21 protein-coding genes are annotated in these 24,990 nt (G+C 52.2%); 14 read left to right on the top strand and 7 right to left on the bottom strand.

Going from position 1 to position 24,990, the window contains the following annotated elements:
- Positions 1-12: 12 nt before the first annotated feature.
- The 7 genes from pilW to der all read left to right on the top strand — a co-directional run bounded on the left by pilW (position 13) and on the right by der (position 8,594).
- Positions 13-1,563 (top strand): type IV pilus biogenesis/stability protein PilW, encoded by a 1,551-nt coding sequence (pilW, locus tag DXV75_RS17090; RefSeq protein WP_181898324.1) that lies wholly within the window; start codon positions 13-15, stop codon positions 1,561-1,563.
- Between the two features lie 9 nt (positions 1,564-1,572).
- Complete coding sequence (locus DXV75_RS02130) at positions 1,573-2,565, top strand: RodZ domain-containing protein (RefSeq protein ID WP_115591566.1); 993 nt, start codon at positions 1,573-1,575, stop codon at positions 2,563-2,565.
- Positions 2,566-2,567: 2 nt separating this feature from the next.
- On the top strand, positions 2,568-3,686 hold the full coding sequence (ispG, locus tag DXV75_RS02135) for a flavodoxin-dependent (E)-4-hydroxy-3-methylbut-2-enyl-diphosphate synthase (protein WP_115591567.1): 1,119 nt from the start codon (positions 2,568-2,570) through the stop codon (positions 3,684-3,686).
- A gap of 90 nt (positions 3,687-3,776) precedes the next feature.
- On the top strand, positions 3,777-5,057 hold the full coding sequence (hisS, locus tag DXV75_RS02140; RefSeq protein ID WP_115591568.1) for a histidine--tRNA ligase: 1,281 nt from the start codon (positions 3,777-3,779) through the stop codon (positions 5,055-5,057).
- Between the two features lie 67 nt (positions 5,058-5,124).
- On the top strand, positions 5,125-5,742 hold the full coding sequence (locus DXV75_RS02145) for a YfgM family protein (RefSeq protein WP_115591569.1): 618 nt from the start codon (positions 5,125-5,127) through the stop codon (positions 5,740-5,742).
- Positions 5,743-5,759: 17 nt separating this feature from the next.
- On the top strand, positions 5,760-7,019 hold the full coding sequence (gene bamB, locus DXV75_RS02150) for an outer membrane protein assembly factor BamB (RefSeq protein WP_115591570.1): 1,260 nt from the start codon (positions 5,760-5,762) through the stop codon (positions 7,017-7,019).
- 129 nt (positions 7,020-7,148) lie between these two features.
- Positions 7,149-8,594 (top strand): ribosome biogenesis GTPase Der, encoded by a 1,446-nt coding sequence (gene der, locus DXV75_RS02155; RefSeq protein WP_115591571.1) that lies wholly within the window; start codon positions 7,149-7,151, stop codon positions 8,592-8,594.
- A gap of 13 nt (positions 8,595-8,607) precedes the next feature.
- Here the strand turns inward: der and DXV75_RS02160 are convergent, their stop codons facing one another.
- Positions 8,608-9,753, bottom strand: coding sequence for a hypothetical protein (locus tag DXV75_RS02160; RefSeq protein WP_147291784.1), 1,146 nt, complete (start codon positions 9,751-9,753; stop codon positions 8,608-8,610).
- 133 nt (positions 9,754-9,886) lie between these two features.
- Positions 9,887-11,284 (bottom strand): exodeoxyribonuclease VII large subunit, encoded by a 1,398-nt coding sequence (gene xseA / locus DXV75_RS02165; protein WP_115591751.1) that lies wholly within the window; start codon positions 11,282-11,284, stop codon positions 9,887-9,889.
- Between the two features lie 111 nt (positions 11,285-11,395).
- Here xseA and guaB point away from each other — a divergent pair, with 111 nt between their 5' ends.
- Positions 11,396-12,865, top strand: a complete 1,470-nt coding sequence (gene guaB / locus DXV75_RS02170) for an IMP dehydrogenase (RefSeq protein ID WP_115591573.1) — start codon at positions 11,396-11,398, stop codon at positions 12,863-12,865.
- Positions 12,866-12,939: 74 nt separating this feature from the next.
- Entirely contained in the window at positions 12,940-14,517 is a 1,578-nt protein-coding gene (gene guaA, locus DXV75_RS02175; protein WP_115591574.1) for a glutamine-hydrolyzing GMP synthase, read from the top strand.
- 62 nt (positions 14,518-14,579) lie between these two features.
- On the opposite strand, the gene DXV75_RS02180 is transcribed toward guaA, so the two are convergent.
- Positions 14,580-14,864, bottom strand: a complete 285-nt coding sequence (locus tag DXV75_RS02180; protein WP_115591575.1) for a hypothetical protein — start codon at positions 14,862-14,864, stop codon at positions 14,580-14,582.
- A 126-nt stretch (positions 14,865-14,990) separates the two neighbouring features.
- Between DXV75_RS02180 and DXV75_RS02185 the strand changes: the two genes are divergently transcribed.
- From DXV75_RS02185 to DXV75_RS02195, 3 genes are all read left to right on the top strand, one after another.
- Positions 14,991-16,001: a zinc-binding alcohol dehydrogenase family protein gene (locus DXV75_RS02185; RefSeq protein WP_115591576.1), complete on the top strand. Its 1,011-nt coding sequence runs from the start codon at positions 14,991-14,993 to the stop codon at positions 15,999-16,001.
- 117 nt (positions 16,002-16,118) lie between these two features.
- Positions 16,119-17,738: a methyl-accepting chemotaxis protein gene (locus DXV75_RS02190; RefSeq protein WP_245953087.1), complete on the top strand. Its 1,620-nt coding sequence runs from the start codon at positions 16,119-16,121 to the stop codon at positions 17,736-17,738.
- 108 nt (positions 17,739-17,846) lie between these two features.
- A complete protein-coding gene (locus DXV75_RS02195) occupies positions 17,847-18,755 on the top strand; it encodes a histone deacetylase family protein (RefSeq protein WP_115591578.1) in 909 nt (302 codons plus the stop codon).
- Between the two features lie 39 nt (positions 18,756-18,794).
- On the opposite strand, the gene DXV75_RS02200 is transcribed toward DXV75_RS02195, so the two are convergent.
- From DXV75_RS02200 to tsaA, 4 genes are all read right to left on the bottom strand, one after another.
- The gene (locus tag DXV75_RS02200; RefSeq protein ID WP_245953088.1) at positions 18,795-19,727 is read right to left on the bottom strand and encodes a phospholipase A; all 933 of its coding nucleotides are present in this window, start codon (positions 19,725-19,727) and stop codon (positions 18,795-18,797) included.
- A gap of 15 nt (positions 19,728-19,742) precedes the next feature.
- Positions 19,743-20,582 carry an MBL fold metallo-hydrolase gene (locus DXV75_RS02205; RefSeq protein ID WP_115591579.1) on the bottom strand — a complete coding sequence of 280 codons (840 nt, stop codon included), beginning with the start codon at positions 20,580-20,582 and terminating at the stop codon, positions 19,743-19,745.
- A 41-nt stretch (positions 20,583-20,623) separates the two neighbouring features.
- Positions 20,624-22,330 carry a proline--tRNA ligase gene (locus tag DXV75_RS02210; protein WP_115591580.1) on the bottom strand — a complete coding sequence of 569 codons (1,707 nt, stop codon included), beginning with the start codon at positions 22,328-22,330 and terminating at the stop codon, positions 20,624-20,626.
- Between the two features lie 84 nt (positions 22,331-22,414).
- Complete coding sequence (tsaA, locus tag DXV75_RS02215; RefSeq protein ID WP_115591581.1) at positions 22,415-23,137, bottom strand: tRNA (N6-threonylcarbamoyladenosine(37)-N6)-methyltransferase TrmO; 723 nt, start codon at positions 23,135-23,137, stop codon at positions 22,415-22,417.
- Positions 23,138-23,330: 193 nt separating this feature from the next.
- Here tsaA and DXV75_RS02220 point away from each other — a divergent pair, with 193 nt between their 5' ends.
- Together DXV75_RS02220 and DXV75_RS02225 are read left to right on the top strand one after the other, a co-directional pair.
- Positions 23,331-24,257: an ABC transporter ATP-binding protein gene (locus tag DXV75_RS02220; protein WP_115591582.1), complete on the top strand. Its 927-nt coding sequence runs from the start codon at positions 23,331-23,333 to the stop codon at positions 24,255-24,257.
- A complete protein-coding gene (locus DXV75_RS02225) occupies positions 24,254-24,988 on the top strand; it encodes an ABC transporter permease subunit (protein ID WP_115591583.1) in 735 nt (244 codons plus the stop codon). The genes DXV75_RS02220 and DXV75_RS02225 overlap by 4 nt, the downstream gene beginning before the upstream one ends.
- Positions 24,989-24,990: the final 2 nt, after the last annotated feature.

A 24,990-nucleotide genomic window follows, 5' to 3' on the forward strand; every position in this document is an offset into this window, starting at 1 on the left:
GGTAAGAGTCTCATGCGATTAGGCATTATTGCTTGTGCTTTATTGATAGCAGGGTGCGTTAGCCAGCCACAGCCAGGCAGCTTTTCCAGCGATGGTTTTGATCAGCAGGAAGCTGCCAGGACCCGAATCTCTCTGGGGCTGACCTACCTTAAAAATGGTAACTATACTCAGGCTAAGGTAAATCTTGATAAAGCACTTGAGTTTGCCCCGCGTATGGCCGACTCTCATTATTCTCTGGCCTACTATTATCAGTTGGTAGGCGAGCACGTAAGGGCGGAAGAAGCGTACCAGAATGCACTAAAGCTGGAACCTTCCAATCCGGATATCGCCAACAGCTATGGCGCATTTCTGTGCCAGCAGGGGCGCTATTCCGATGCCAAGAACTATTTCCTCAAAGCAGTCAATAACCAGCAGTACGCCAACTCGGCGGAAACCTATGAGAACATGGCATTGTGTGCCCAGGGCCAGGGGCAGTTGGATGATGCCATTGAATATTTTAAAAGTGCGCTTAACCACCAGCCAATGCGCGCCAAAAGCCTGTATTTGCTGACAGATCTATACGCCACCACTGAACAGTGGGAACTGGCAGCACAGACCCTGAAGCGTTATGAAAGGGCAGGAAGGGTATCTCCGGACAGCCTGAGGCTGGCAATTTTGATTGCGCAGGGGCAGGGGAACTGGGAGATGGCCCGTAATTATGGGCAAATGCTGACGACGATGTATCCAACCAGCGTTCAGGCGGCTGCCTATCGGGAAGCACTGAGTACACAGCCTGAACCCAAAGCGGTGAGAAAATCCAAGTCGGCTGTGGTTACCCAGGTGCCCAGCCGGCAGGTAAGCCAGCAGGCGAGCCAGCTGGCAAGTGAGGCTGCAACTCTGGTTAAACCGGCAGCAGAATCAGCTGCAGATGAAGCGTTAATTCTGGCCGGGCAGGAACCGGCTGAACCCGAGGCAGCGCCCGAGGCCTTAACACCGGCCAGTGGCACGGGTGAGGTATCAGAATCGGTTCAGTCTGAACAGCCTGGAGCGTCAGTGGAGCCAGAACCGTTTACAGAACTGGCGCAGGCCAATCCGGAATTGGATAGCCAGGCCGCCGAGCCAGCAGTCGATTCTGGCATTGCGGGTGAAGCTGAGGGGGAAGCGTTAACTGAAGTGAACTCTGCTACCGATGATGCAGTCGAAGCAACGACGTCAGATGCACAATCAGTGTCTGTCCTGCCCGCAAGTGAGGATCCAGAGCAGGCAGAGTTAACGACTGCAGAAGACGCCGAGCCCCAACCTGAAGAAGCGGCGGAACTGGTTGTAGACACTGCAGATTTGCCAGTGCCTGCTGAGGCCAATGAGGAAGAGCGGGAAGCAGTATTGCCGGATATGAATCGCCCGCAGATTGCTGAGCGCCCCCGGTTCCATATTGTCCAGCTTAAAGAAAATCTGTACCGTATTTCAGTAAAGTACAACGTGAAAATATCTACCCTCCAGCAGTGGAACGAACTGAAAGACCCCAGCGATATCGAAGTGGGGATGAAGTTATGGTTGGTACCGCAAGAACAACAGAATAATTAGGTAATCGACATGGAATTTGAAGACAAACAGACAGATGAAGCGGAAAGCCCGCCGCCACCCAGCCCGGGTACGCGGCTCAGAGTTGCCCGAGAGCAGCGTGGTATAAGCCAGCAGGCTGTGGCTGAAAAGTTATTTTTAAAAGTAAGCCAGATAGCTGACATTGAGGCAGACAGGCTCGATGAAAGAACCAGCGTAACCTTTACCAAAGGTTACATTCGCCTGTATGCCAAATTGTTAGGGCTTGATGACAAGCTGTTGCTGGACGAATTTGAAACCCTGCACAATGCGCCCAAGTCTCCGGCAAAGCTGCAGAGCTTTTCCAAGCGGGTTGCCAAGCAGGCCCATGATGACCGATGGATGATGGTCACCTACGGGATCCTGTTTTTATTGGTCGCCGGGGTGGTACTCTGGTGGTATCAGCAGTCCCGGGACGATGGATTGAGTCAACCCCGGGAAACCAGCCTTGTCACTCCAAATCCATCGGCTTCCGTCCCGGTTGAACCTGAAGTTCAGCAGACGTTGCCTCAAAGCGGTTCCGATCCGGCGTTGAACCCGGAGTTTGAAGATACATTGGTTGAAGAGCCGCCTGTGGCCGAATTGAGTCAGGCTGCGCAAACGTCATCACCAGTGTCGGGTTTTGAGGATGAGCCAGTTGTGGAGGAAAATTCGTCGATAGCGCCCGGGCAAAATGAAGTGGCACAAACGGACGCTCCTACGCAGGCCAGTAATACGCAAGTACAGAGCGCTGATTTACCCAATGTTGAGGTGACATTTACTTTTGGCGCAGATTGCTGGGTAAATATTGAGGACGCGAACGGAGAGCCTATTGCCTATGGTGTTAAACAGGCCGGAAGAATAATGACGGTTCGAGGGGTGCCTCCGTTTGATGTGACGCTTGGTGCACCTAATGATGTTGCCATTGTTTACGATGGCGAGCCCGTCGATATATCCTCGTTTCAGAAAGGTCGCACAGCGCGATTCAGCTTGCCCATTCAGGAATAGACATGTTTGCAGAAAGTCCGATAAAACGACGTAAATCCAGCCGGATTTACGTGGGTAAGGTTGCGATTGGAGACGGTGCTCCGATTGCAGTCCAGTCCATGACTAACACGCCAACCACTGATGTTGCCGCCACGGTTGAACAGATCCGCCGTATCGTTGCTGTGGGTGGTGAAATTGTGCGGGTATCCGTACCCACTATGGACGCCGCCGAGGCCTTCAAAGCCATTCGCGAGCAGGTTGACGTACCTTTGATAGCCGACATTCATTTCGATTACCGCATCGCGCTTAAAGTGGCTGAATATGGCGTTGATTGCCTGCGTATTAACCCGGGTAATATCGGCAACATGGAACGTATCCGCGCAGTAGTTGATTGTGCAAAGGACAAAGGCCTGCCTATTCGCATTGGTGTGAATGGCGGTTCGCTGGAGCGTGATCTGCAGGAAAAATATGGTGAGCCGACTCCGGAGGCACTGGTTGAGTCGGCCATGCGCCATGTGGACATTCTCGACAAGCTGAATTTTGATCAGTTCAAGGTCAGCGTAAAAGCCTCTGACGTATTTTTAGCCGTAGGTGCCTATCGTTTGCTGGCCGACAAAATAGATCAGCCGTTGCATCTGGGTATCACCGAAGCCGGTGGTCAGCGTGCGGGAGCGGTAAAGAGCGCCATCGGTCTGGGCATGCTGTTGTCAGAAGGAATTGGAGATACCTTACGGGTTTCCCTGGCTGCCGACCCGGTGGAAGAAATTAAGGTGGGTTTCGATATTCTCAAATCCCTGCGTATTCGCTCCCGAGGCATCAATTTCATCGCCTGCCCGAGTTGTTCGCGTCAGGAATTTGATGTAATCGCAACAGTCAATGCCCTGGAGCAGCGTTTGGAAGACGTACTCACACCAATGGACGTTTCGATTATTGGTTGTGTGGTCAATGGCCCGGGTGAGGCGGAAGTATCTGATTTGGGCCTCACCGGTGCGCGCAATATGAGTGGTTATTATCTGGATGGCAAACGTCAGAAAGAACGTCTTGCCAACGACGACCTGGTTGAACAACTGGAAAAACGCATCCGGGCCAAAGCCGGTTTGCTCGAGCAGTCGAGGCAAATCCCGGTAACCGTGAAAGACTGAAAACAATGCCGGGCTGCCCGGCATTGTTGTTTATTCGCAAAGCCCCTATAATGCCGGGCTTTTATTCTATTTGCAGCATGAGAAATTCAGGTGGCTAAAACAATTCAGGCTATTCGCGGAATGAACGACACCCTGCCAGAAATCTCTGGTACCTGGCAGCGTGTTGAATCGACTCTCAGGCAGGTTGTGGCCAATTATGGCTATCAGGAAATCCGTACCCCCATCGTTGAGAGCACCGATCTGTTCAAGCGTTCCATCGGTGAAGTGACAGACATCGTCGAAAAGGAAATGTATACCTTCGAGGATCGCAACGGTGACAGCCTGACCCTGCGCCCCGAAGGTACCGCCAGTTGTGTGCGGGCAGGCAACGAGCATGGTTTGCTTTACAATCAGCAGCAGCGCCTGTGGTACCTTGGGCCCATGTTTCGCCACGAACGTCCGCAGAAGGGACGTTATCGCCAGTTCCATCAGTTTGGTGTTGAAGCCTATGGTCTTGATGGTCCGGATATTGACCTGGAAGTTATCCTGTTAAGTGCCCGGCTCTGGAAAGCCTTTGGTATTGCCGACAAGGTGAGCCTGCAGATAAATTCGTTAGGTTCAAATGAAGCCCGGCAAGCGTATCGGGATGCTCTGGTGACCTTTTTGAAGGCCCGGGCTGACCAGCTGGATGAGGACTCGCTGCGCCGTCTGGAGTCCAATCCATTGCGTGTGCTGGACAGCAAGAATCCGCAGGTTCAGGCAGCCATCGCTGATGCCCCGTCGCTGCTTGATCATCTTGACGACGAATCCAGACAACATTTTTCCCAGTTGTGTGAACGATTGACGCAAGCGGGTATCGAATATGAAGTCAATCCGCGCCTGGTTCGGGGGCTGGATTACTATAACCGCACCGTTTTTGAGTGGGTGACAGATAGCCTGGGCGCTCAGGGCACGATCTGTGCCGGAGGCCGTTATGACGGCCTGGTTGAGCAACTGGGTGGCAAGGCGACCCCTGCGGTGGGTTTTGCTCTGGGTATGGAAAGGCTGGTGCTGCTGTTGACGACCTTACAGGGCGATCAGCAGGATAGCAGCAGTGCAGACGTTTATGTGTGTATACTGGGTGACGAAGCCCAGTCCTATGCCTTGGGCGTTGCCGAGGAATTGCGCGACAGTTTGCCGCAAGTTCGGATTATGATGCACTGCGGTGGTGGTAACCTGAAAAAGCAGCTCAAACGAGCAGACAAAACCGGAGCCAGCGTGGCGTTGTTGCTGGGCAATGAAGAAAGCCAGAACCAGCAGGTGGTGATAAAGCCGCTGCGGGATGGCTCTGAGCAGGCAACAATGGCATTGGGCCAGTTATCTGGGTATCTGGAAAGTTTACTCGGCGAATAAACAGTTTAATTTTACAGGTGAGACGCTCGGCGTTTCACCCGGCAAGTACAGTGTTAGAGGTAAAGTAATGGAACAGTTCGCTACAGAAGAACAACAAGTTGAAGCGATAAAGCGATTTTGGAAAGACCATGGCACCGCAATCATCGTTGGTGCGGTGGTTGGTCTGGGTGGCCTGTGGGGCTGGCGAGCTTATTCTGAATCCCAGATGGCAGCACAGGAAGCGGCATCTGCGGCATATCAGCAGGCTGTTGAGTCTATTGAGCAGGAAGGCAGCGACAAACTGACAGCCTTTATTGCCAACAATAATGACAATGGTTATGGGCACATCGCCGGTCTGGTAGCGGCTCAGCAAGCTGTAACCAATGGCGATCTTGAAGGTGCGTCTGCGCATCTGAAGTCGGTTGTCGAAAGCAGCGAAGACCCACACATTGTGGCGTTAGCCAGTATCCGTCTGGCCCGCGTACAGGTTGAACAAGGGTCTTTGGAAGATGCACTTGCTACCATTGAAGGTGTCAGCGACAGTGCGTTCGATGCTCAGCTAAGTGAACTGAAAGGTGACATCTACAGCCGTCAGGGCAAGGTAGACGATGCGAGAATGGCGTACTCCAGTGCCCTGGAAAGTGCGGCCAATAACCCTTTATTGCAGATGAAACTGGATAACCTGTCCGTTACATCCGGTTCTTAATCAAAGAGGTCTTCACATTGTCTCTATTATCCCGTGAAAGCCAGGGGCGCAGTAGTCGTGCCCTGGGACTATGCCTGCTGCTCACCGTTTCATTAACCGGTTGTAGCACAGTATCGGATTGGTTTGCTGACGACGAAGAACTTGAAATCCGTCGGCTGAAGCCAATTGAAGCGAAATTTGAACCACGTGTGAGCTGGGATGTCAGTGTCGGTGACGGCATTGATGACTATTATTCGCGCTTGCGCCCGGTGTTTGCCTACGACAGGATTTTTGTTGCGGATCGACACGGAGAGGTGGTTGCGCTGGATCCCGAATCCGGTAAAACCGTGTGGGAGCAGGATTTTGCGATTTTCCGTGACACAGGCTCACTGGATTTCATCAGTCGCCTTTGGGATAGTGGAGATTCAGCCCGTCTGGCCGGGTTATCCGCCGGCAACAATCTTGTGTTTGTGGGTACCGAAAATGGTCTGGTACTGGCGCTCAGTGCTGAAAATGGCGAGTTGGTCTGGGAAGCCAGGGTTGCCGGAGAGGTACTGGCAGCACCAGTTCTCGATCAGAATATTTTAGTGGTTAACACCGGGGCTGGAGTCCTTATTGGACTCAACGCTGATACCGGCGAACAGTTATGGAGCCATGAAACTGACGTTCCGCCACTGACACTGCGGGGTATTTCTGCCCCTTCAGCCGCCAATGGTGGGGTTTTGGTGGGGACACCTTCAGGCAAGCTGCAGGTCAATATTACCGAAAATGGATTGCTGGCCTGGGAAACCGCCATTACCCAGCCTGCCGGCGCGACTGAACTTGAACGTATCGTCGACGTTGACAGCGCGCCACTGGTTTACGGTGGCATTGTGTATGTTGTGTCTTACGATGGTTCTCTGGCCGCAGTTGAACTTCGAAGCGGACGCCTGATCTGGAAGCGGGAATACGCTTCATATCGCAACATTGCTCTGGGTACCAACAGCTTGTTTGTTGTTGACAATAATTCCAACGTCTATGCACTGGATCGCCGAAACGGCGTAGAGTTGTGGTCACAGGGCAGTTTGAAAAAACGTGCGCTTACAGCCGCCGAGCCAGTTGGAAAGTACATTGTGGTTGGAGATCACTGGGGTTATCTGCATTGGCTTGATCAGGAAACCGGCGAAATTGTTGCGCAGCTTGAACTGGGCAGTGACGATGAAGACGAATCTGTCTATGTGGCACCCCTGAAAGTGGGTAATGACGTGGTCGCCATTACCCGTGATGGTGTGGTTGCACGCATCACTGTGCCCGAATAAATCCGCTACTCACCCGGTTGCCCGACAAAGCTGACGGCAACCGGGAATGCAGTTATACTTCTTTTTCAAAGTTTCAGTTAGCGAGCGACTCACCGCCCGCAAATCCGCTTATCATTTAGGACATGCTACATGTTGCCAGTTGTTGCCCTGGTCGGAAGGCCCAATGTGGGGAAATCGACCTTATTCAATCGCCTGACCAATTCCCGTGACGCTCTGGTTGCGGATTATCCTGGCTTAACCCGGGACCGGAAATACGGCCAGGCCAATTTTGAGCAGCAACAGTTTATTGTTGTCGATACCGGCGGTATAACCGGTGATGAAGCGGGCATTGATGCCGAGATGGCGCAGCAGTCGCTGCTGGCCATCGATGAAGCCGATGTAGTGTTGTTTCTGGTGGATGCCCGCGCCGGTCTGCTGCCTGCCGATCAGGGTATCGCAGACCATCTTCGCCGTTTGGACAAAACCGTGTTTCTGGTTGCCAACAAGGTTGATGGCATTGACGGTGACAGCGAAAGTGCTGAATTTTACTCGCTGGGCCTTGGCCACATCCATCAGATAGCAGCGGCTCACGGCAGAGGAGTCAGCCAGCTGATGGAAAAAGCGTTGTCGCCATTGTCCGAAGCCTTCCCCGATATGCTCGCCCAACCTGAACAGGGGCATCAGGAACTGGATGCCGAAGAACAATTGGAACGGTTGCAGAATCTGCCCATCAAGCTGGCCATTGTGGGTAAGCCGAATGTAGGTAAATCGACCCTGACCAATCGTATTCTGGGCGAGGAACGGGTTGTGGTGTACGACATGCCCGGTACGACCCGGGACAGTGTTTACATTCCACTCACCCGCGATGAGCGTGAATACATTCTGATCGATACCGCTGGTGTCCGTAAGCGCAAGAAGGTATCTGAAGCGGTCGAAAAATTCTCGATTGTGAAAACCCTGCAGGCCATTGAAGAGGCTAATGTGGTGTTGCTGGTGATAGATGCCAGAGAAGGCATCAGTGACCAGGATCTGAGCCTGCTTGGCTTTATTATTAACTCCGGCCGTTCACTGGTTTTGGCGGTGAACAAATGGGATGGCCTGAGTACCGATGTGAAGGACGAGCTTAAGCGGGAACTGGATCGTCGCCTTGGGTTTATCGATTTTGCCCGTCTGCATTTTATCTCTGCGTTGCATGGAACCGGCGTTGGCAACCTGTTTGAATCGGTGGTTGAAGCCTATTCCAGTGCGACGAGAAGGGTGAATACTTCCTTGCTGACGCAAATTATGGAGATGGCCCAGGACGATCACCAACCACCTCTTGTAAGAGGGCGCAGGGTGAAAATGAAATATGCCCATGCCGGGGGCTACAATCCGCCGGTTATCGTTATCCACGGTAATCAGGTAGACGATTTGTCCAATGCCTACAAACGTTATTTAATGAATTATTTCCGTAAGGCATTGAACGTAATGGGCACGCCCATCAAGATTGAATTCCGTGAGGGCAGTAACCCGTTTGAGGGCAAGAAGAATCAGCTCACCCTGGCTCAACAGCGCAAGCGCCGCCGCATGATGGCGTTTCACAGCAAAAAGAAATAGTAACGGCCGGTTTTCAGGACTCACCAGGAAGGGATTGTTTCTCCAGCAGTTTACGTAGCCCCGACATTAAAGGGGATTCCGTTGGTACGTGAATTTGTGGCATAGCTTCGGCAACCAGTGCATCGGCGACGGTTGCCGGGAAAGTCGCACTCAGCTTGATGATTTTATCATGCTGGCGAAATACATAGGTGGTGGCGTACAACGGTTCTTCATCCGCGGACTGTGCACTCAGCGCCAACATAAATCCCACATCGCAGCCAGCGCAATTCATATTAAGCGCGGTGGGTTGAATTGGGCTGTCCACTTTCAATTCAAGCCCTCTGGCCCTGGCGATTAATTCCGCGTCCCGGTGTTCTTTTTCAAGCGACTCCCACAACACTTTATGGGTATCCTGAGTCAGCGGCGCAACAATGGGCGACACTGAAATGTCCAGCAACGCATTTTCATAAGCTGGGTGCACGTAGCGGCTAATAACGCCCTTGAACGGATCCCGGTATAGCTGGGTATCTGATTGGGTAAAATTTTCGATGTGATCAGGTAATCTCATTTGCGTGAGGTAGTCACTGGCCTTTACCGAACGGTAAAGATACTCAGCACTGAAAAGGTGCCTCTGCTCTGCTGTGTCCAGCCATAGCTCCAGTATCTGCTGTGCGTGGTGTTGCTGATGCTGACGAAATTCGCTGTCAGCTACCGTGCGGATAAGCTGACTGTCAATTTCAACGCCCCGCCACTGCAGGGTAACTTCAGTAAACAGATGAAATTCAGTTGGAAGGGGAGTCGTACTGGCAGTGATGAATTTGACGCTGCGCTGCCACCAGGCAGAGGTATCGACAACGGCTGCCTGGTTAGCGATCAGCAATTCATAGTCTTGTTCGGTGCCTGAAGCCACGACCTGCGAAAATTGTTCCTCCTGCATCAGCACAGACAAAAAAGTGTCGGGCTGAATTGCGTCTTCTTCACAGGGGCTTTTGTGCTCCTGCAAGGCAGCACAGGCTTTACTGACGTCTTCACTGAGGTAGGTTGAATAGACCGCGATAGCCGTTTCGGGAGTTGGGCCGGCACTGACAGAGGCGACAGCGCCGACAGAGGACCCAGGCAGCACGGTGTGCGCCTGACATCCGGTCAGGCAGAGGATGACTGCTGCTAGTAGTTTATTCACCGAACTGCCCCTGCGAATTCATTAAGACAGTTTGACGGATTCGGCTATGCCAAACAACCGTTATTTTTCAAAGTACTAGAAAACATAAAAGGCAAACAAACTTGTGCAGGAAAGCCCTTTTCGGGCGTCATGGTCAGGGTTTGTTATCGCCCTCTATGCCTTTGATTTCGCTTATTATTTGTCCGGATTTTAATCGTGTGGTAATGGTATCTCCAACCTTCACCTGGTCCGAACGCGTTAACGGCTGCTGTTCTTTAAAGGTAATGCTGTATCCGCGGGTTAGCGTTGACAGCGGGCTGACGGATTGCAGCAAGTGAACCTGACCCGCCAGATTTTGCTTGCGTTCATTCAGTAGTGCCTTAATTTGGCGTGACAAGCGCTGTTCAAACGTTGTCAGACGTTGCTTTTGTATCACCAGCTGACGTTGTGGATTGTGGTATGTAAGTTTTTGTGTGGCACGCTCGAATTGGCGTTGATGAAGGCTTAACCTCGATTTCATGGCCTGGTACAGTGCGATTTGTAACCGATCGAGCGACTGGTTTTGTGCCTGAATACGGTTTGCCGGGTGAACAGTCCGTAAACGCTGGGAAAGTATCTGTAATCGGTGTTGCTGGCTTTGCAACAGAGTCTTAAAACTTCGCAGCAGTTTCTTTCGGCAATCGGCCAACAGGTTGCGTTGGTGGCTTTGGTCCTGACTGAGTAGCTCTGCACCGGCCGAGGGGGTAGGGGCGCGCAGGTCTGCGACAAAATCCGCTATGGTCACGTCGACTTCATGGCCTACTGCACTGACTACCGGAATTTCGGAAGCCAGAATCGCTCTGGCCAGCGCCTCATCGTTAAAACACCACAAATCTTCCAGTGAGCCACCGCCCCGGGTTAGCAGGATCACATCCACTTCCTGGCGACGGTTGGCGGTATGAAGCGCCTGAATGAGTTGCTGAGCTGCGCTCTCTCCCTGCACCATGGAGGGGTATACAATGATATTTGTAGCCGGGCTGCGACGGGCCAGCACTGTCAGAGCATCGTGCAGGGCCGCGCCTGATGCCGAGGTAACAATACCAATCCTGTTGATGCTTCGTGGCAGCGGGCGTTTGATGGCCTGATCGAACAGGCCTTCTGCATACAAACGGGCTTTTAACGCTTCGAAAGCCTGTTTAAGCTGTCCTTCACCGTCGCTTTCCATGTGCTCCACAACCAGCTGGTAGTCGCCACGGGCTTCGTACAAACCTACTGAAGCGCGCACCAGAACCTTGTCGCCTTCTTTCGGACGCTGCTGAATCAAGCGATTGGTGTTGCGGAACATGGCTGCACGAACCTGGGCTTTCTGGTCCTTGAGGGTAAAATACCAGTGCCCGGAGGCGGCACAGACAAAATTGGAAATTTCTGCCGACAGCCACACCAGTCCGATCTCGCTTTCCAGAATGGTTCTGGCCAGGCGGTTCAGCTTGGTTACGGTAAGAATTTGTCGCTGGCTGGCAGACGACAGTTCAGAAGGCAGTGTCGACCCAGTCCGGGTGGATCCCGATGGCATTTGATACATTACTAAAAAAACCTCAAGTTTAATGCGAATAGAGTTTACCTGATTATTAAAAAACACTACAATTGCGCCGCAATTAACCCCCCGACTAATAGGTGTTGTTGCATGCTCAGAATCATCCAAGAAGCCCTTACATTCGATGATGTGTTGCTGGTTCCCGGCCACTCAACGGTGCTTCCTCATACTGCTAATCTGCAGACTCGTCTTACCCGTGGTGTGACCCTGAATATTCCTATGGTATCCGCAGCAATGGATACGGTATCTGAAGCCCGTCTGGCCATTGCATTGGCGCAGGAAGGGGGCATGGGGTTCATTCACAAGAATATGACTCCTGAAATGCAGGCCAAGCATGTTCGTGAAGTAAAGAAATACGAAAGTGGTGTGGTTTCCGATCCGGTTACTGTGTTCGAAGATGCCACCATCGGCGAAGTTTTGGCGTTAAGCCAAAAGCTGGGCTATTCAGGCTTCCCGGTCACCGACAAAGACAACAACCTGATTGGTATTGTAACCGGCCGTGATATGCGTTTTGAAAATCGTCACGACCTGCCAATCAAAAAAGTTATGACCCATAAAGAAAACCTGGTCACCGTCAAGGAAGGGGCAAATTCTGAGCAGGTCCTGAATCTGATGCATGAACACAGGATTGAAAAAATTCTGGTGGTGGACGACGCATTCAAACTCACAGGGTTAATTACCGTAAAAGATTTCCAGAAAGCGGAAAGCAAGCCGAACGCCTGTAAGGATTCATTGGGCCGTTTGCGGGTGGGTGCTGCCGTGGGGGTAGGCCCGGGTACCGATGAGCGAATCGACTTGCTGGTTGAAGCCGGTGTGGATGTTTTGCTGATTGACACGTCCCATGGTCACTCTCAAGGGGTTATTAATCGGGTTAAAGGTGTTCGTGAAAAATACCCTGAGCTGCAGTTAATTGCTGGTAACGTGGCTACCGGTGACGGTGCTAAAGCCCTGGCCGAAGCAGGCGTGGATGCAGTTAAGGTGGGAATTGGTCCGGGTTCCATCTGTACAACCCGTATTGTAACCGGCTGCGGCGTACCGCAAATTACCGCCGTTGCTGATGCAGTTGAAGCGCTGGAAGGCACAGGAATTCCGGTGATTGCAGACGGCGGTATTCGCTTCTCGGGCGACATCGCCAAAGCCCTGGCCGCAGGTGCAAGCTGTGTGATGGTAGGCAGCATGCTGGCCGGTACCGAAGAAGCACCCGGTGAAGTGGAACTTTACCAGGGCCGCTATTACAAATCCTACCGAGGAATGGGATCTCTGGGGGCGATGAATCAGAGCCATGGTTCTTCCGACCGTTATTTCCAGGACCCGAATAATGCCGAGAAGCTGGTACCCGAGGGCATTGAGGGGCGGGTTGCCTACAAAGGCCCAATTGCCAATATTATCCATCAGCAGATGGGTGGCCTGCGCTCTGCGATGGGGTTAACCGGATGCCCGACCATTGATGATTTACGTACCCAGGCAAAATTTGTACGGGTAACTTCGGCCGGTATGGGTGAGTCTCACGTGCATGATATCAGCATCACCAAAGAGGCGCCAAATTACCGTTTAGGGTAAAACCCGCGTAGCAACATTCCCCAACAGGCTGGTTATTCACCAGCCTTTGTGTTTTTTAATACTTAGGTAAAAACATGACCACAAACATACATGACCACCGTATTCTGATCCTGGATTTTGGTTCACAGTACACCCAGCTTATCGCCCGTCGGGTAAGGGAAATTGGCGTATACTGCGAGCTTTGGGCCTGGGATGTCAGCGAAGAGCAAATCCGCGAGTTCAATCCGAAAGGGATCATTCTTTCAGGTGGTCCGGAGTCGGTGACCGAAGCGGGCTCACCCCGGGCGCCTCAGTATGTCTTCGAGGCTGGTGTGCCGGTGCTGGGTGTGTGCTATGGCATGCAAACCATGGCTGAACAGCTTGGTGGCAGCGTGCAGGGTTCAGACAAACGTGAGTTTGGTTATGCCCAGGTTGAAATTGTCAAGCCCAGCCCTCTGACCGCCAACATTGAAGATCACATTGGCGACAACGGTAACGCCTATCTGGATGTGTGGATGAGCCACGGTGATAAGGTCATGCCGATTCCTGCCGGGTTTGAAACCGTTGCCCAGACTCCTTCGTGCCCGCATGCGGCAATGCAGAATACAGACAAACAGTTCTACGGTGTTCAGTTCCACCCGGAGGTCACCCATACCCGCCAGGGCATGCGGATCCTTTCCCAGTTTGTGCAGGAAATCTGTGGCTGTGAAAAACTGTGGACACCGGGCGCCATCATCGAGGACGCCGTAGAGCGCATCAAAAAGCAGGTGGGCAGTGATGAGGTGATCCTGGGGTTATCCGGTGGGGTAGACTCTTCGGTAACCGCCATGCTGTTGCACCGAGCCATTGGCCCTAAGTTGACCTGCGTGTTTGTTGACAACGGTTTGCTGCGCCTGAACGAAGGTCAGCAGGTAATGGATATGTTTGGTGACCATTTTGGTCTGAATATCATTAAGGTGGATGCCGAAGAGCGATTCCTGGCCGCACTTAAAGGTCATGAGGATCCGGAAGTCAAACGCAAAATAATCGGCAATGAGTTTGTCAAAGTTTTTGACGAAGAGTCCAATAAGCTTACCAGTGCCAAATGGCTGGCTCAGGGCACCATCTATCCGGATGTGATTGAGTCTGCTGGCTCTGCAACCGGTAAGGCCCATGTGATCAAGTCGCACCACAACGTGGGCGGTCTTCCGGAAGACATGAAAATGGGTCTGGTAGAGCCACTGCGTGAATTGTTTAAAGACGAAGTGCGTAAGATTGGCCTGGAACTGGGCTTGCCTTATGACATGCTCTATCGCCACCCATTCCCGGGGCCGGGTCTGGGCGTTCGGGTATTGGGCGAGATCAAGAAGGACTATTGCGATCTGCTGCGCCGGGCCGATGCCATTTTTATCGAAGAACTGCACAACGCTGACCTGTATCACAAAGTCAGTCAAGCCTTTACGGTGTTTTTGCCGGTTCGTTCGGTAGGCGTAATGGGCGATGCCCGTAAGTACGACTGGGTTGTGTCACTGCGGGCAGTGGAAACCATCGACTTTATGACCGCACACTGGGCACACCTGCCTTATGACTTTTTGGGCAAGGTGTCTAACCGAATTATCAATGAAATCGACGGCATTTCCCGGGTAGTGTATGACATCTCCGGTAAACCCCCGGCGACCATTGAGTGGGAATAGCTCCTGGCGTCATCAGAGAAAACCCAGCTGACATGCTGGGTTTTTTTGTACAAAAAAATAAGTCAGCACCTGGCATCAACTAGGGCAGTCAGCAGACGTATTATTGGTTCTGGCAGAGTTTCTTCGTTAAGGACCTGCTGAGCGGCGGCCGATGTGTGGTATTCAGAACTTTGGCTTTGCATCACCAGTGCCACATACACGTCATCGTCCAGATAGGGCTGAACCAGGGTTTCGACATCGCCCCAATCGAAGTCTTCACAGGTCAATGGCAGTTGCGTCGTTGTCTCTGTTGCCAATGCACCTGCACAGATGCTCAGTGCCATCAATAAGGAAAGTAATTTGAGCATAATAGGGCCAGCTCTTTTTTGGTAAATGATGCGGGTGTGCCATTATAGTGTTTTCATTCACTGGGTAGTAAGCAGAAGTTATTCAGCGCTCTGGGACGCTACCCAAATATAACCGGAAAACTTTTTATGCGCGCAATTGGATATCAGCAGGCAACACCAGAACTATCGGCAGATTCGTTTAATGTTATGGAATTGCCAGATCCTGTCCCTAAAGGCCGGGACTTGCTGGTGCGGGTAAAGGCATTATCCGTCAACCCGGTGGATACCAAAATACGCCGTAACGTGAGTGCCGAGCCGGGAAGTTTTAAAATTCTGGGCTGGGACGCAGTGGGCATTGTAGAGCAGGTTGGCAGTGAAGTGAGCTTATTCAAACCCGGTGACCGGGTATTTTACGCTGGCGATATTTCCCGCCAGGGAACCAATGCCGAATTGCACCTGGTGGATGAACGAATAGTGGGACCAGCTCCTCAATCCCTGTCGGATGCCGAAGCGGCGTCTTTGCCGCTGACCGCGATTACTGCTTGGGAGTTATTATTCAGTCGGCTGGGGGTGAGTCCCGGTAGTGACGGCAAATTGCTGGTTATTGGTGCTGCAGGTGGGGTGGGGTCGATACTGGTTCAGCTGGCCCGTCAGCTTACCGGGTTAACCGTGATTGGCACCGCATCCCGCCCGCAAACCCGTGAATGGGTTGAACAGCTGGGCGCCCACCATGTGATTGATCATGCTAAGCCATTGGACGAGGAACTGGCAAAGCTGGATATCGCAGAGGTAGATTACGTTGCCAGCCTGACTCATACTGACAAACACTTTACTGCCTGTGTCAACGCTCTGAAACCCCAGGGTAAGCTGGCCCTGATTGATGATCCGGGCGCGCTGGACATCGGTCTGATGAAACGCAAGAGTCTGTCACTGCACTGGGAATTCATGTATACCCGCCCGTTGTTTAACACTGACGACATGCAGGAACAGCATAACCTGCTCTCGCGGGTTGCTGATCTAGTTGAACAAGGTGCAATCAAAACTACCCTTGGCCAGCACCTCGGCGCAATCAGTATTCCGGGCCTGATTAAGGCTCACACAATACTCGAATCGGGTAAGGCGTGCGGCAAAGTGGTGCTTGAAGGTTTTGAATTCTGATCTGATCAGTATAAGGGGCTGGGCTATGTGTGAAACCCTATACCCTGTTGTCATTGCACTTTCACAGTAAACGTGTTTAATTGCCGTCTTAAGATGTATTTGCTGAGGTGTCGTACAGTGAAATTTAACAGTATCGGCAAGCTGGTCATAACCCCCGTGCTTGCTGCGTTTACCCTTCTGATTGTTTTGAATGCGTTGTCTATCTACAAATCCTTTTCTCTGCTGAGTCACTTTGATGAACTTAAAAATACCTTGGTACAAGCTGAACGCGATGTAAACGAAACACTCAGCGATTTTAAGACCCAGGTTCAGGAATGGAAGAACGTTCTGCTGCGTGGCTATGACGAAGAGGCGCGTGAAAAATACTGGAAACGGTTTCAACAGCAGGAAGCCAAAATAGGCCTGTCCCTGGATAGGTTATCGGCAAACCCCATGGTCAGCGACGAAGCGAAATCCCTGATGACTGAATTCAGGCAGGCACACAAGTTGATGGCGGATAAGTACCGAGAAGGTTATCGGGCTTATGTCGATTCAAAATTCGACCCTAAGGTTGGCGATGCCTTTGTGAAGGGAATTGACCGTGAACCTGCCAGGTTATTGAGCTCGGTGGCTGAAATGATAGCAGAGCAGTCATCCCAGGCGTTTTCCTCATTGCGTGATGGAACCCGAAAAACTCTTTGGCTGTTACTGCTGGCCTCCATCAGCCTGTCAATTGCCAGTATCGTTTTTGTCGTTATTCTACTTCGTCGTCAGGTGATTGAGCCCGTGAGGCAAATTACCGCTTGCATTGGTGCGCTTGCGGATAATCGCTACGATAGGCCTTTGCATTACAGCAGCCATCATCAGTTGGGAGAACTGGCCGATTCAGCCCGTGCGTTGCAGGGCAAACTGCAAAGTACCGTGGAAGTTTTGCAAAAAGCCGAGCGGGATATGAATGCGTCGGTGGGGCGTCTCAACGAAGTCAGCCAGTCTATTGAACACGGTGCGCTTGAACAACGCAATACGTCTCGGTCACTGGATTCCAGCACAGATAAGCTGCGCGAGATTGTTCAGAGTCTGGTAGCTATAACTGATCAGGTTGGGGCCGCGACAACTAGTTCAGAAAGTAACGTAGCGACCTGCTACCAAACATTTGAACAGGCTAACCGGGGCTTCAGACAATTGGCTACTACGGTTACCGAGTCGGCGGATATTGTCACCGAATTGCAAAGCCGCAGTGCCAACATTTTAAAAGTGGTCAATGTGATTAATGAGATTGCCGACCAAACCAATCTACTGGCGCTAAATGCGGCCATCGAAGCAGCAAGAGCCGGAGAACACGGGCGCGGCTTTGCAGTCGTTGCTGATGAAGTCAGGGCTTTGGCGGCCAAAACGCAACAATCAACCAAAGAAATCAATAACATCCTTTCCAGCTTTGAGCAGGAAGCCAGAGACGCGGTAAAGGTAATGCAGACTGGCAAGGCGCTGTCTGAAGAGAATGCCACCGAAGCCAGTCAGGCGCTGGAGGTACTGAATCGTGTTGTCGAGGACATCAAGGAAACTGCTGCTGTGGTTGTGGCGCTGAATCAGGCCGCTGATCAGCAGGAATCGATTTTGTCCACAGTGGAGTCGTTGACGCGAGAAGTGATTGAATCTGCTGAACGTTACCATGAACTTTCCAGTCGAAATGATTTAGCTATGTCGATGCAGGACATGGCAGGCAATGTTGAAAGAGTGGTGAAGTCCTTGACCCGCTAGTACCCGGTTGACACACTTGCTGCAATGATCCGACAGCTAGGCCTGATTGTCGGATCATGTTTATGACCTGAAAAGGTTTCAAAGTAAGGCTGATACATCGGGAACGCTATGACTGTCAATCCACCGCTGGTTTTCCATCCTATTTATAGTCAGTTGCCTTTGCCGCCCAGGCACCGGTTTCCGATTGAAAAATATCAGGGAATCCGGGACCAGCTGGAAAAGCTTGGCGTACCCGACAGTCAGTTTGTGCGGCCAAACCCCATTTTGCCAGCGCAACTGAACACGCACTTTTGTTCCAGCTATGTAAGCAGTCTCCTGCAGGGCACACTGGACCCCAAGGCTATGCGCCGTATTGGCTTTCCGTGGTCTGAGCAACTCATCAAACGAAGTCTTACGGCGGTGGGAGGCACCTGTCTTACTGCCCAACTTGCAGTAAAACAGGGTTTGGCGCTCAACCTAACCGGTGGTTACCACCACGCGTTTGATAATTATGGTTCTGGCTTTTGCCTGTTTAACGATTTGTATCTGGCGGCACATGAAATGCTTGCTGAGCCAGGTGTCGAGCGAGTGCTGATCATCGACTGTGATGTGCACCAGGGCGATGGTACCGCCTATTTGTGCCGCGACAACCCCGCTATTGCTACCCTTTCCCTCCACGGTGAAAAAAATTTCCCCCATCGTAAACAGGTTTCCGATATGGATTTTCCGTTGCCTAAAGACACAGACGATGAACAGTATCTGAATACCCTTGATGAAGCCTTGCATCTTGCGTTTCGCCACTACGCACCGGACGCGGTGATATACGACGCTGGCGTGGATATACACCAGGATGATGATCTGGGGTTACTGGCGGTCACGACTAAGGGGGTAAGGGCGAGAGATGACATGGTGCTGGCCGCCTGTCGGGGCAAAAGACTGTCAACAGCCTGTGTCATTGGCGGCGGGTATCAGCGGGACATTGACGCGCTGGTGCAGGTGCATATGCAGTTGTTTCTGGCGGCGGGTCTTGCCATTTAACTCTTTTTAGTCCCATGTCTCCCTCTTAGGAACAGTTAGTTATAGAAACACCATCTGTACGCCCAGGCCAATGCGCTCCTGCGAGCGGTTATAATCAATCAATGAGTCGCCGTAGCCGTTGAAATACTGAAGCAGCAGCTCATAACGTGGGGAAATGGGGTAGCTGAAATTGAGTTCAATGCTGCCACGGTTGGATTCAAAATCCATGTTATTGCGCAGCAGCGCAATCATTTTGACATCGCCAAACCGGGTGCCGTAGCCGAACTCTGCCCGACCGTAATAATCGGAAATGTCCGGGTTGTCGTCGCCAGTTGGATCGTCCGGGGTGGTTTTCTCGTCTTCCGGTATGCGGTACCAGGCTTTGAGGTAATACAGGCTGTCTTCGTCGCTGAATACCATGGAGCCAAAAAGGCGGTTCCAGCTTCGCGAACGTTCTCCGCTCTGGCCATTCGACATGTGATTGAAGCCCAGCTGCACAGAATTGAACTCATGGCCCAAAAAGGAAATGTCGGCACGCCGATAATAGAACAGTTCTGGCTGATAATTGGTTTCGCGGAAAGGTTTGGACACTTCGCTGTTATACAGTTGCCAGAAGGAAGTCAGGGTAAAACCAAAATACACACCGTTGGCGCTTTGATGGTTTAAATACAGTGGCAGTTTTACACTAAGCTGAAATTTGGCTTCCTGGTTATCCACATTGTCTGGTGTCAGCGCCGCATTGCCGATGGAGTTGGGGTTGGTCACATAGCTGATGGGCAACAGGTAGTTGGGCTGATACTGAGTTAAGGCAAAGGGGTTAATCGCAGAGCTGTTTTCAGACTCGTAGCGGGACGACAACATACCGGAAGTACGAGGTGCCGGAATGGGTTCAAGTGTATCATTATCTTCCTTACCGGAGGTCGTCTGCGCACAGAGCAGGAGCGGGCATAGCAATACTGAAAGCCCGAGGAAAGTCACATGGAGTTTGTTCAATGGGGGTTCCTGAAATCAGAATTGCAGCGTTTGTCCTTCGGCTGCGGCAAAAAGGGTTAGTTCTGATTCTGCAATTTCTATGTACTCATTGCAATGCTCAACGATGGCGTCGATGTCATCGTCGGTGCGTTCCGGGTCGTGGCTGTAGAGGGCTAGTTGCTTGGCATTGCAGGCCATAGCCAGCTTGACCGCTTCTTCGGCGACCGAATGCCCCCAGCCGGATTTGGTTGGCATGTCAGCGAGCATATACTGGGCGTCATGAATGATCAGATCGGCGTCACGGGCAAACTCCACAAAGGTCAGAAAGTCGGTTTCCTTCTTGTACGGAGGGTAGAGTTCGTTGTCCGTCATGTACGCGATTTTGCGCTTGCCGTCGCGAATGCAGTATGCACTGCCTTTACCCGGGTGGTTCATTGGTAAACGTGAAATGGTCGCGCTGCCCACCTGCCAGCTGTCCTGGGATTCGGGCAGGACGTTGAGTTCGATGTTTGATGTCAGTGCCGAGGATGGAACCGGAAATACCGAACCCTGCATCTGTTTGATGATTTGATCATACTCGGGCAAAGAGGTTTGCCCGGGTGTAATGATAATGGGCCGGTCTTTTTGGTATATAGGCGCAAAAAACGGAAAGCCCTGAATGTGATCCCAGTGGTTGTGGGTCAGCAGTAAATGGATGGGGGTCTGTTTCTTGATTAACTGGTTGCCCAGAAGGCGGATACCGGTACCGGCATCAAGGATGATGTCGGTACCGTCACTCAGACAGATATGGACACAGGCGGTATTGCCTCCATAGCGGACAAAATCGGCTCCGGGAGTGGGAATGGAACCACGAACGCCATAAAAGGTTAACTGCATGTGTCCTCCGTAAACTTCAACAGGGTCTGGATGCAGTGTAATTATAAAGACGCGATAAAGTCGCTGACTGCTTCAATATCCAGCAATTGTTTTTCACCGCTGCGGCGGTTTTTGTATTCGACCTGTTGATTGTCCAGATTTCTCTCACCGATAACAATACTGTGAGGTATACCAATTAATTCCATGTCATTAAACATCACACCCGGGCGCTCTTTGCGATCGTCAAACAACACTTCAACGCCCTGGGCGGTCAGAGTAGCGTAAATTCGCTCAGCCGCTTCCATGATGCGCTGGGATTTGTGCATGTTCATGGGGATGAGGGCTACCTTAAAAGGTGCGATCGGATCCGGCCAGATAATGCCGTATTTGTCGTGATTCTGTTCAATGGCGGCGGCAACAATGCGTGACACACCAATGCCGTAGCAACCCATGGTCAGAGTCTGGTGCTTGCCCGACTCGCTCAGTACGCCACAGTTCATGGCTTTGGAGTATTTGTCGCCGAGCTGGAAAATATGCCCCACTTCAATTCCGCGTTTGATGTCCAGCACCCCATTGCCATCCGGAGAGGGGTCACCGGCTACGACATTGCGAATATCGGCGGATTCGGGTTTGTCCGTCCAGTTGGCATTGGTTAGCAGGGTATCAGCTTTGCCGGCACCGCAGACAAAATCCACCAGCGCCGCTGCGCTGTGATCCACCACCAGCGGCAGCTCCAGTGCCAGCGGGTTGGCAAACGCCAGCGGGCAGTTCAGTAACGCGGCGGCCGTGTCTTCGCTGGCAATCTGTAACGGGCTGGCAATGCCGGGCAGTTTTTCGGCTTTGACTTCGTTGAGGGTGTGATCCGCACGCAGTGCCAGTACCACCCAGTTGTCGCTGTTCTGCTCGTCTTCGCTGTGCGCCTTTACCATTACCAGTTTCAGTGCTTGGGCTAGGGAAACACCGTTTTCTTCACAGAAGGCTTCGAGAGACTGCTGCGTGGCGGCTTTCTCACTCGCTGGCTGACCGGATGCTACTGCGGTCTGCTCTGGAGCAATAGCTTCGGCCATTTCAACGTTGGCGGCGTAGTCGGAACCGCTGGAGAATGCGATGTCATCTTCACCGGAAGCGGCCAGAACGTGGAATTCATGCGACACACTGCCACCAATGGCGCCAGAGTCGGCAATGACTGCACGGAAATCCAGCCCCAGGCGGGTAAAAATGTTGCTGTAGGCTTTGTACATGGCCTGATAGGTTTTATCCAGGCAGTCGCTGTCCATGTGGAAGCTGTAGGCGTCCTTCATGGTGAATTCGCGGCCGCGCATTATGCCAAAGCGGGGGCGCACTTCGTCGCGGAATTTTGTCTGGATTTGGTACAGGTTCAACGGCAACTGCTTGTAGCTGCTGATTTCATTGCGTACCAGCGCAGTAATCACTTCCTCGTGAGTGGGGCCCAGTACGAAGTCGCGCTGGTGGCGGTCTTTAATGCGCAGCAGTTCCGGGCCGTATTCTTCCCAGCGCCCGGATTCTTCCCACAGATCGGCGGGCTGTACCACAGGCATCAAAACCTCAATTGCCCCGGCTTTGTTCATTTCGTCGCGCACTATATCGGCAATTTTGTTCAGTACCCGCAGGCCGCTGGGTAACCAGGTATACAAGCCCGACGCCAGTTTACGGATCATGCCGGCACGAAGCATCAACTGGTGGCTGATGACTTCCGCGTCAGATGGGGTTTCTTTCTGCGTCGACAGTAGATATTGGCTAGTGCGCATTACGGCTTATCTTCCTTATCAGGGGTCAAAAATTAAAACCCGCGTATTCTAGCAGTAACCCCAAAGGCAACAAAGCACTAATAGTCAGTTGTTGGGGAAGGGGGAAAAGCCTGTGACCAGGATCCGGCCTTCCTGCACCTTCCAGGCAATATCCACATCATAGAGTGCCACCCGGTACTCCTTGTCATCGTTGTCGTCAAACTGGCGATAGGCCGGGCGGGGGTCCTGCTGCAACACCTTTTCCAATAGCGCCGGAAGGTCTGGATAGCGGCGCGCCAGTACTGCCAAATCTGCCTTGGCTGTGGAGGCAATTTCTACCGCCCGATTGGGCAGTGGGGCGTAGTCTTCCAGCGCGTCCGTGGCGTGGGGCAGGGCGTCGGCGTAGTGGATATAGGGTTTGATGTCGACGATGGGGGTACCATCAAGCAGGTCAACCCCCTCAACCAGCAGCTCAAGCTTCCCCCGGTTCATTTGGTGGCCCAGGTTGCGTACTACAGACATGCCAATCCCATTGGGCCGGTGGGTGCTGCGGCTGGCAAAAACCCCCAAAGTGGCGTTACCGCCCAGCCGCGGTGCTTTTACGGTGGGCTTCCAGCCCCGCTCGACGGTGGCGTGAAACACAAACAACAGCCACAGATGGCTGTAGCCCTCGAGGCCTTTCAGGCAGTTTGCGTCGTTAAATTGCGGCGCAAAACGGACAGTGCCTTTGGCGCTGGCCAGGTTCGGCTGGCGGGGAATGGCGAATTTCTGTCTGAACGGGGTGGTGATATTGCCAATTGGTGTTATGGCAAAATTGGTATCGGGCATAGCGTACTGGCAAGTCCTGTTTCTATGGCGGGCGGTTGACTGCTCCCTGTCTTACTCAACCGGCCATTTGGGCGCATTTAGGTGATTGAATTTTTTCACTATGTCACTATAACTGAGTGTGGCCCCTTAGGGGCAACGTTTTTTCTGGTATTGCATTGGAATTAAACAACAACATGATCGTATTAGGACGCTTATGATCTGCGTAAAAAATCTCTCCAAAATGTTTGACCAGTTCACCGCAGTGGATGACCTCAGTTTTGAAATCCAGTCCGGTGACATAGTCGGCTTTCTCGGCCCGAACGGGGCGGGTAAATCCACCACCATGAAAATGCTTACAGGCTTTTTAACGCCTACGGGTGGTACTATCGAATTTGACGGCCAGTCGTTAGATTCAAATCAAAAAATGATTCAGAAATCGATTGGCTACCTGCCTGAAGGTGCCCCAGCCTATGGCGACATGACAGTATTCGGCTACCTCAATTTTATTGCCGAAGTGCGGGAGCTGAAAGGCGACGTACGCCGGGAACGTCTGAAAGAAGTCATTGAGAAAGTGGAGTTGCAATCGGTGCTCAATCGCCCGATAGAGAACCTTTCCAAAGGCTTCAAACGCCGCGTTGGGCTGGCTCAGGCCATAATTCATGACCCCAAGATCCTGATTCTGGATGAACCCACTGACGGCTTGGACCCCAATCAGAAACATCAGGTTCGCCGTCTTATCCAGGCTCTCTCACGGGACAAGATAGTAATCATCTCGACTCATATACTCGAAGAGGTTACCGCAGTGTGCAACCGGGTGATGATCATCGCCAGCGGTAAACTTAAATTTGACGACACACCGCAGGCACTTCAGCAACGCTCCCGCTATTATCATGCAGTGACCATGAAGCTGAGTTACGCCGCCGACATTTCCGGGCTGGCCGAAATTGAAGGGGTTGCCGACATGGAAGTGGACAGAGTCAGCGGCGAAGTGACCCTGTTCCCGGAATCCGGCCAGTTCATTCTTGGCCCGGTTACCGACTATGTGCAGCATCGCAAACTGCCGGTGGACTCACTGTTTGTGGAGCAGGGGCGCCTGGACGAAGTATTCCGCAGTATCACTACCGAGGAGGCAGCGGCATGAGAAATGTGTGGATCATAGCCAAGCGGGAGTTTTCCAGCTTTTTTGCTACTCCGGTGGCGTATGTGTTTATTGCAATATTTCTGATGTTGAGTGGTGTTTTCAGCTTCTTCATCGGCAATCTTTACGATCGTGGCCAGGCTGACCTGTTGCCATTTTTCAATTTTCACCCCTGGCTTTACCTGTTCCTGGTACCTGCGATTGCCATGCGCACCTGGTCGGAAGAGCGCAGGTCCGGCAGCATTGAATTATTGATGACCCTGCCAATCAGCATCTGGGAAGCGGTGCTGGGCAAGTTTCTTGCCGCCTGGGCGGTATTGGGGCTGGCGCTGGTGCTGACTTTCCCATTGTGGCTGACGGTCAATTATCTTGGCAATCCGGACCATGGCATCATTGTGGCGGCGTATGTGGGCAGCTGGCTGATGGCCGGAGCCTTTCTTGCCATCAGCATGTGTATGTCGGCACTGACCAAAAACCAGGTGGTGGCCTTTATTCTGGCCGTGGTTGTGTGTTTCCTGTTTGTGCTGAGTGGTTCTTCCATGGTGGTGGATGCATTGCAGCCCTGGGCAGGGAATTTACTCATCGATACCGTTGCCTCCTTCAGCTTCCTGACACACTTTGAGGCAATGGCTAAAGGGGTTCTGGCGCTTAACGATGTGGGCTATTTCGTGCTGTCTGTCGTTATCTGGTTGTACGCCAGTTTGATCATTATCGAACAGAAAAAGGCTGATTGAGA

This window comes from Alteromonas aestuariivivens (assembly GCF_003367475.1).
GTDB lineage: Bacteria > Pseudomonadota > Gammaproteobacteria > Enterobacterales > Alteromonadaceae > Alteromonas > Alteromonas aestuariivivens.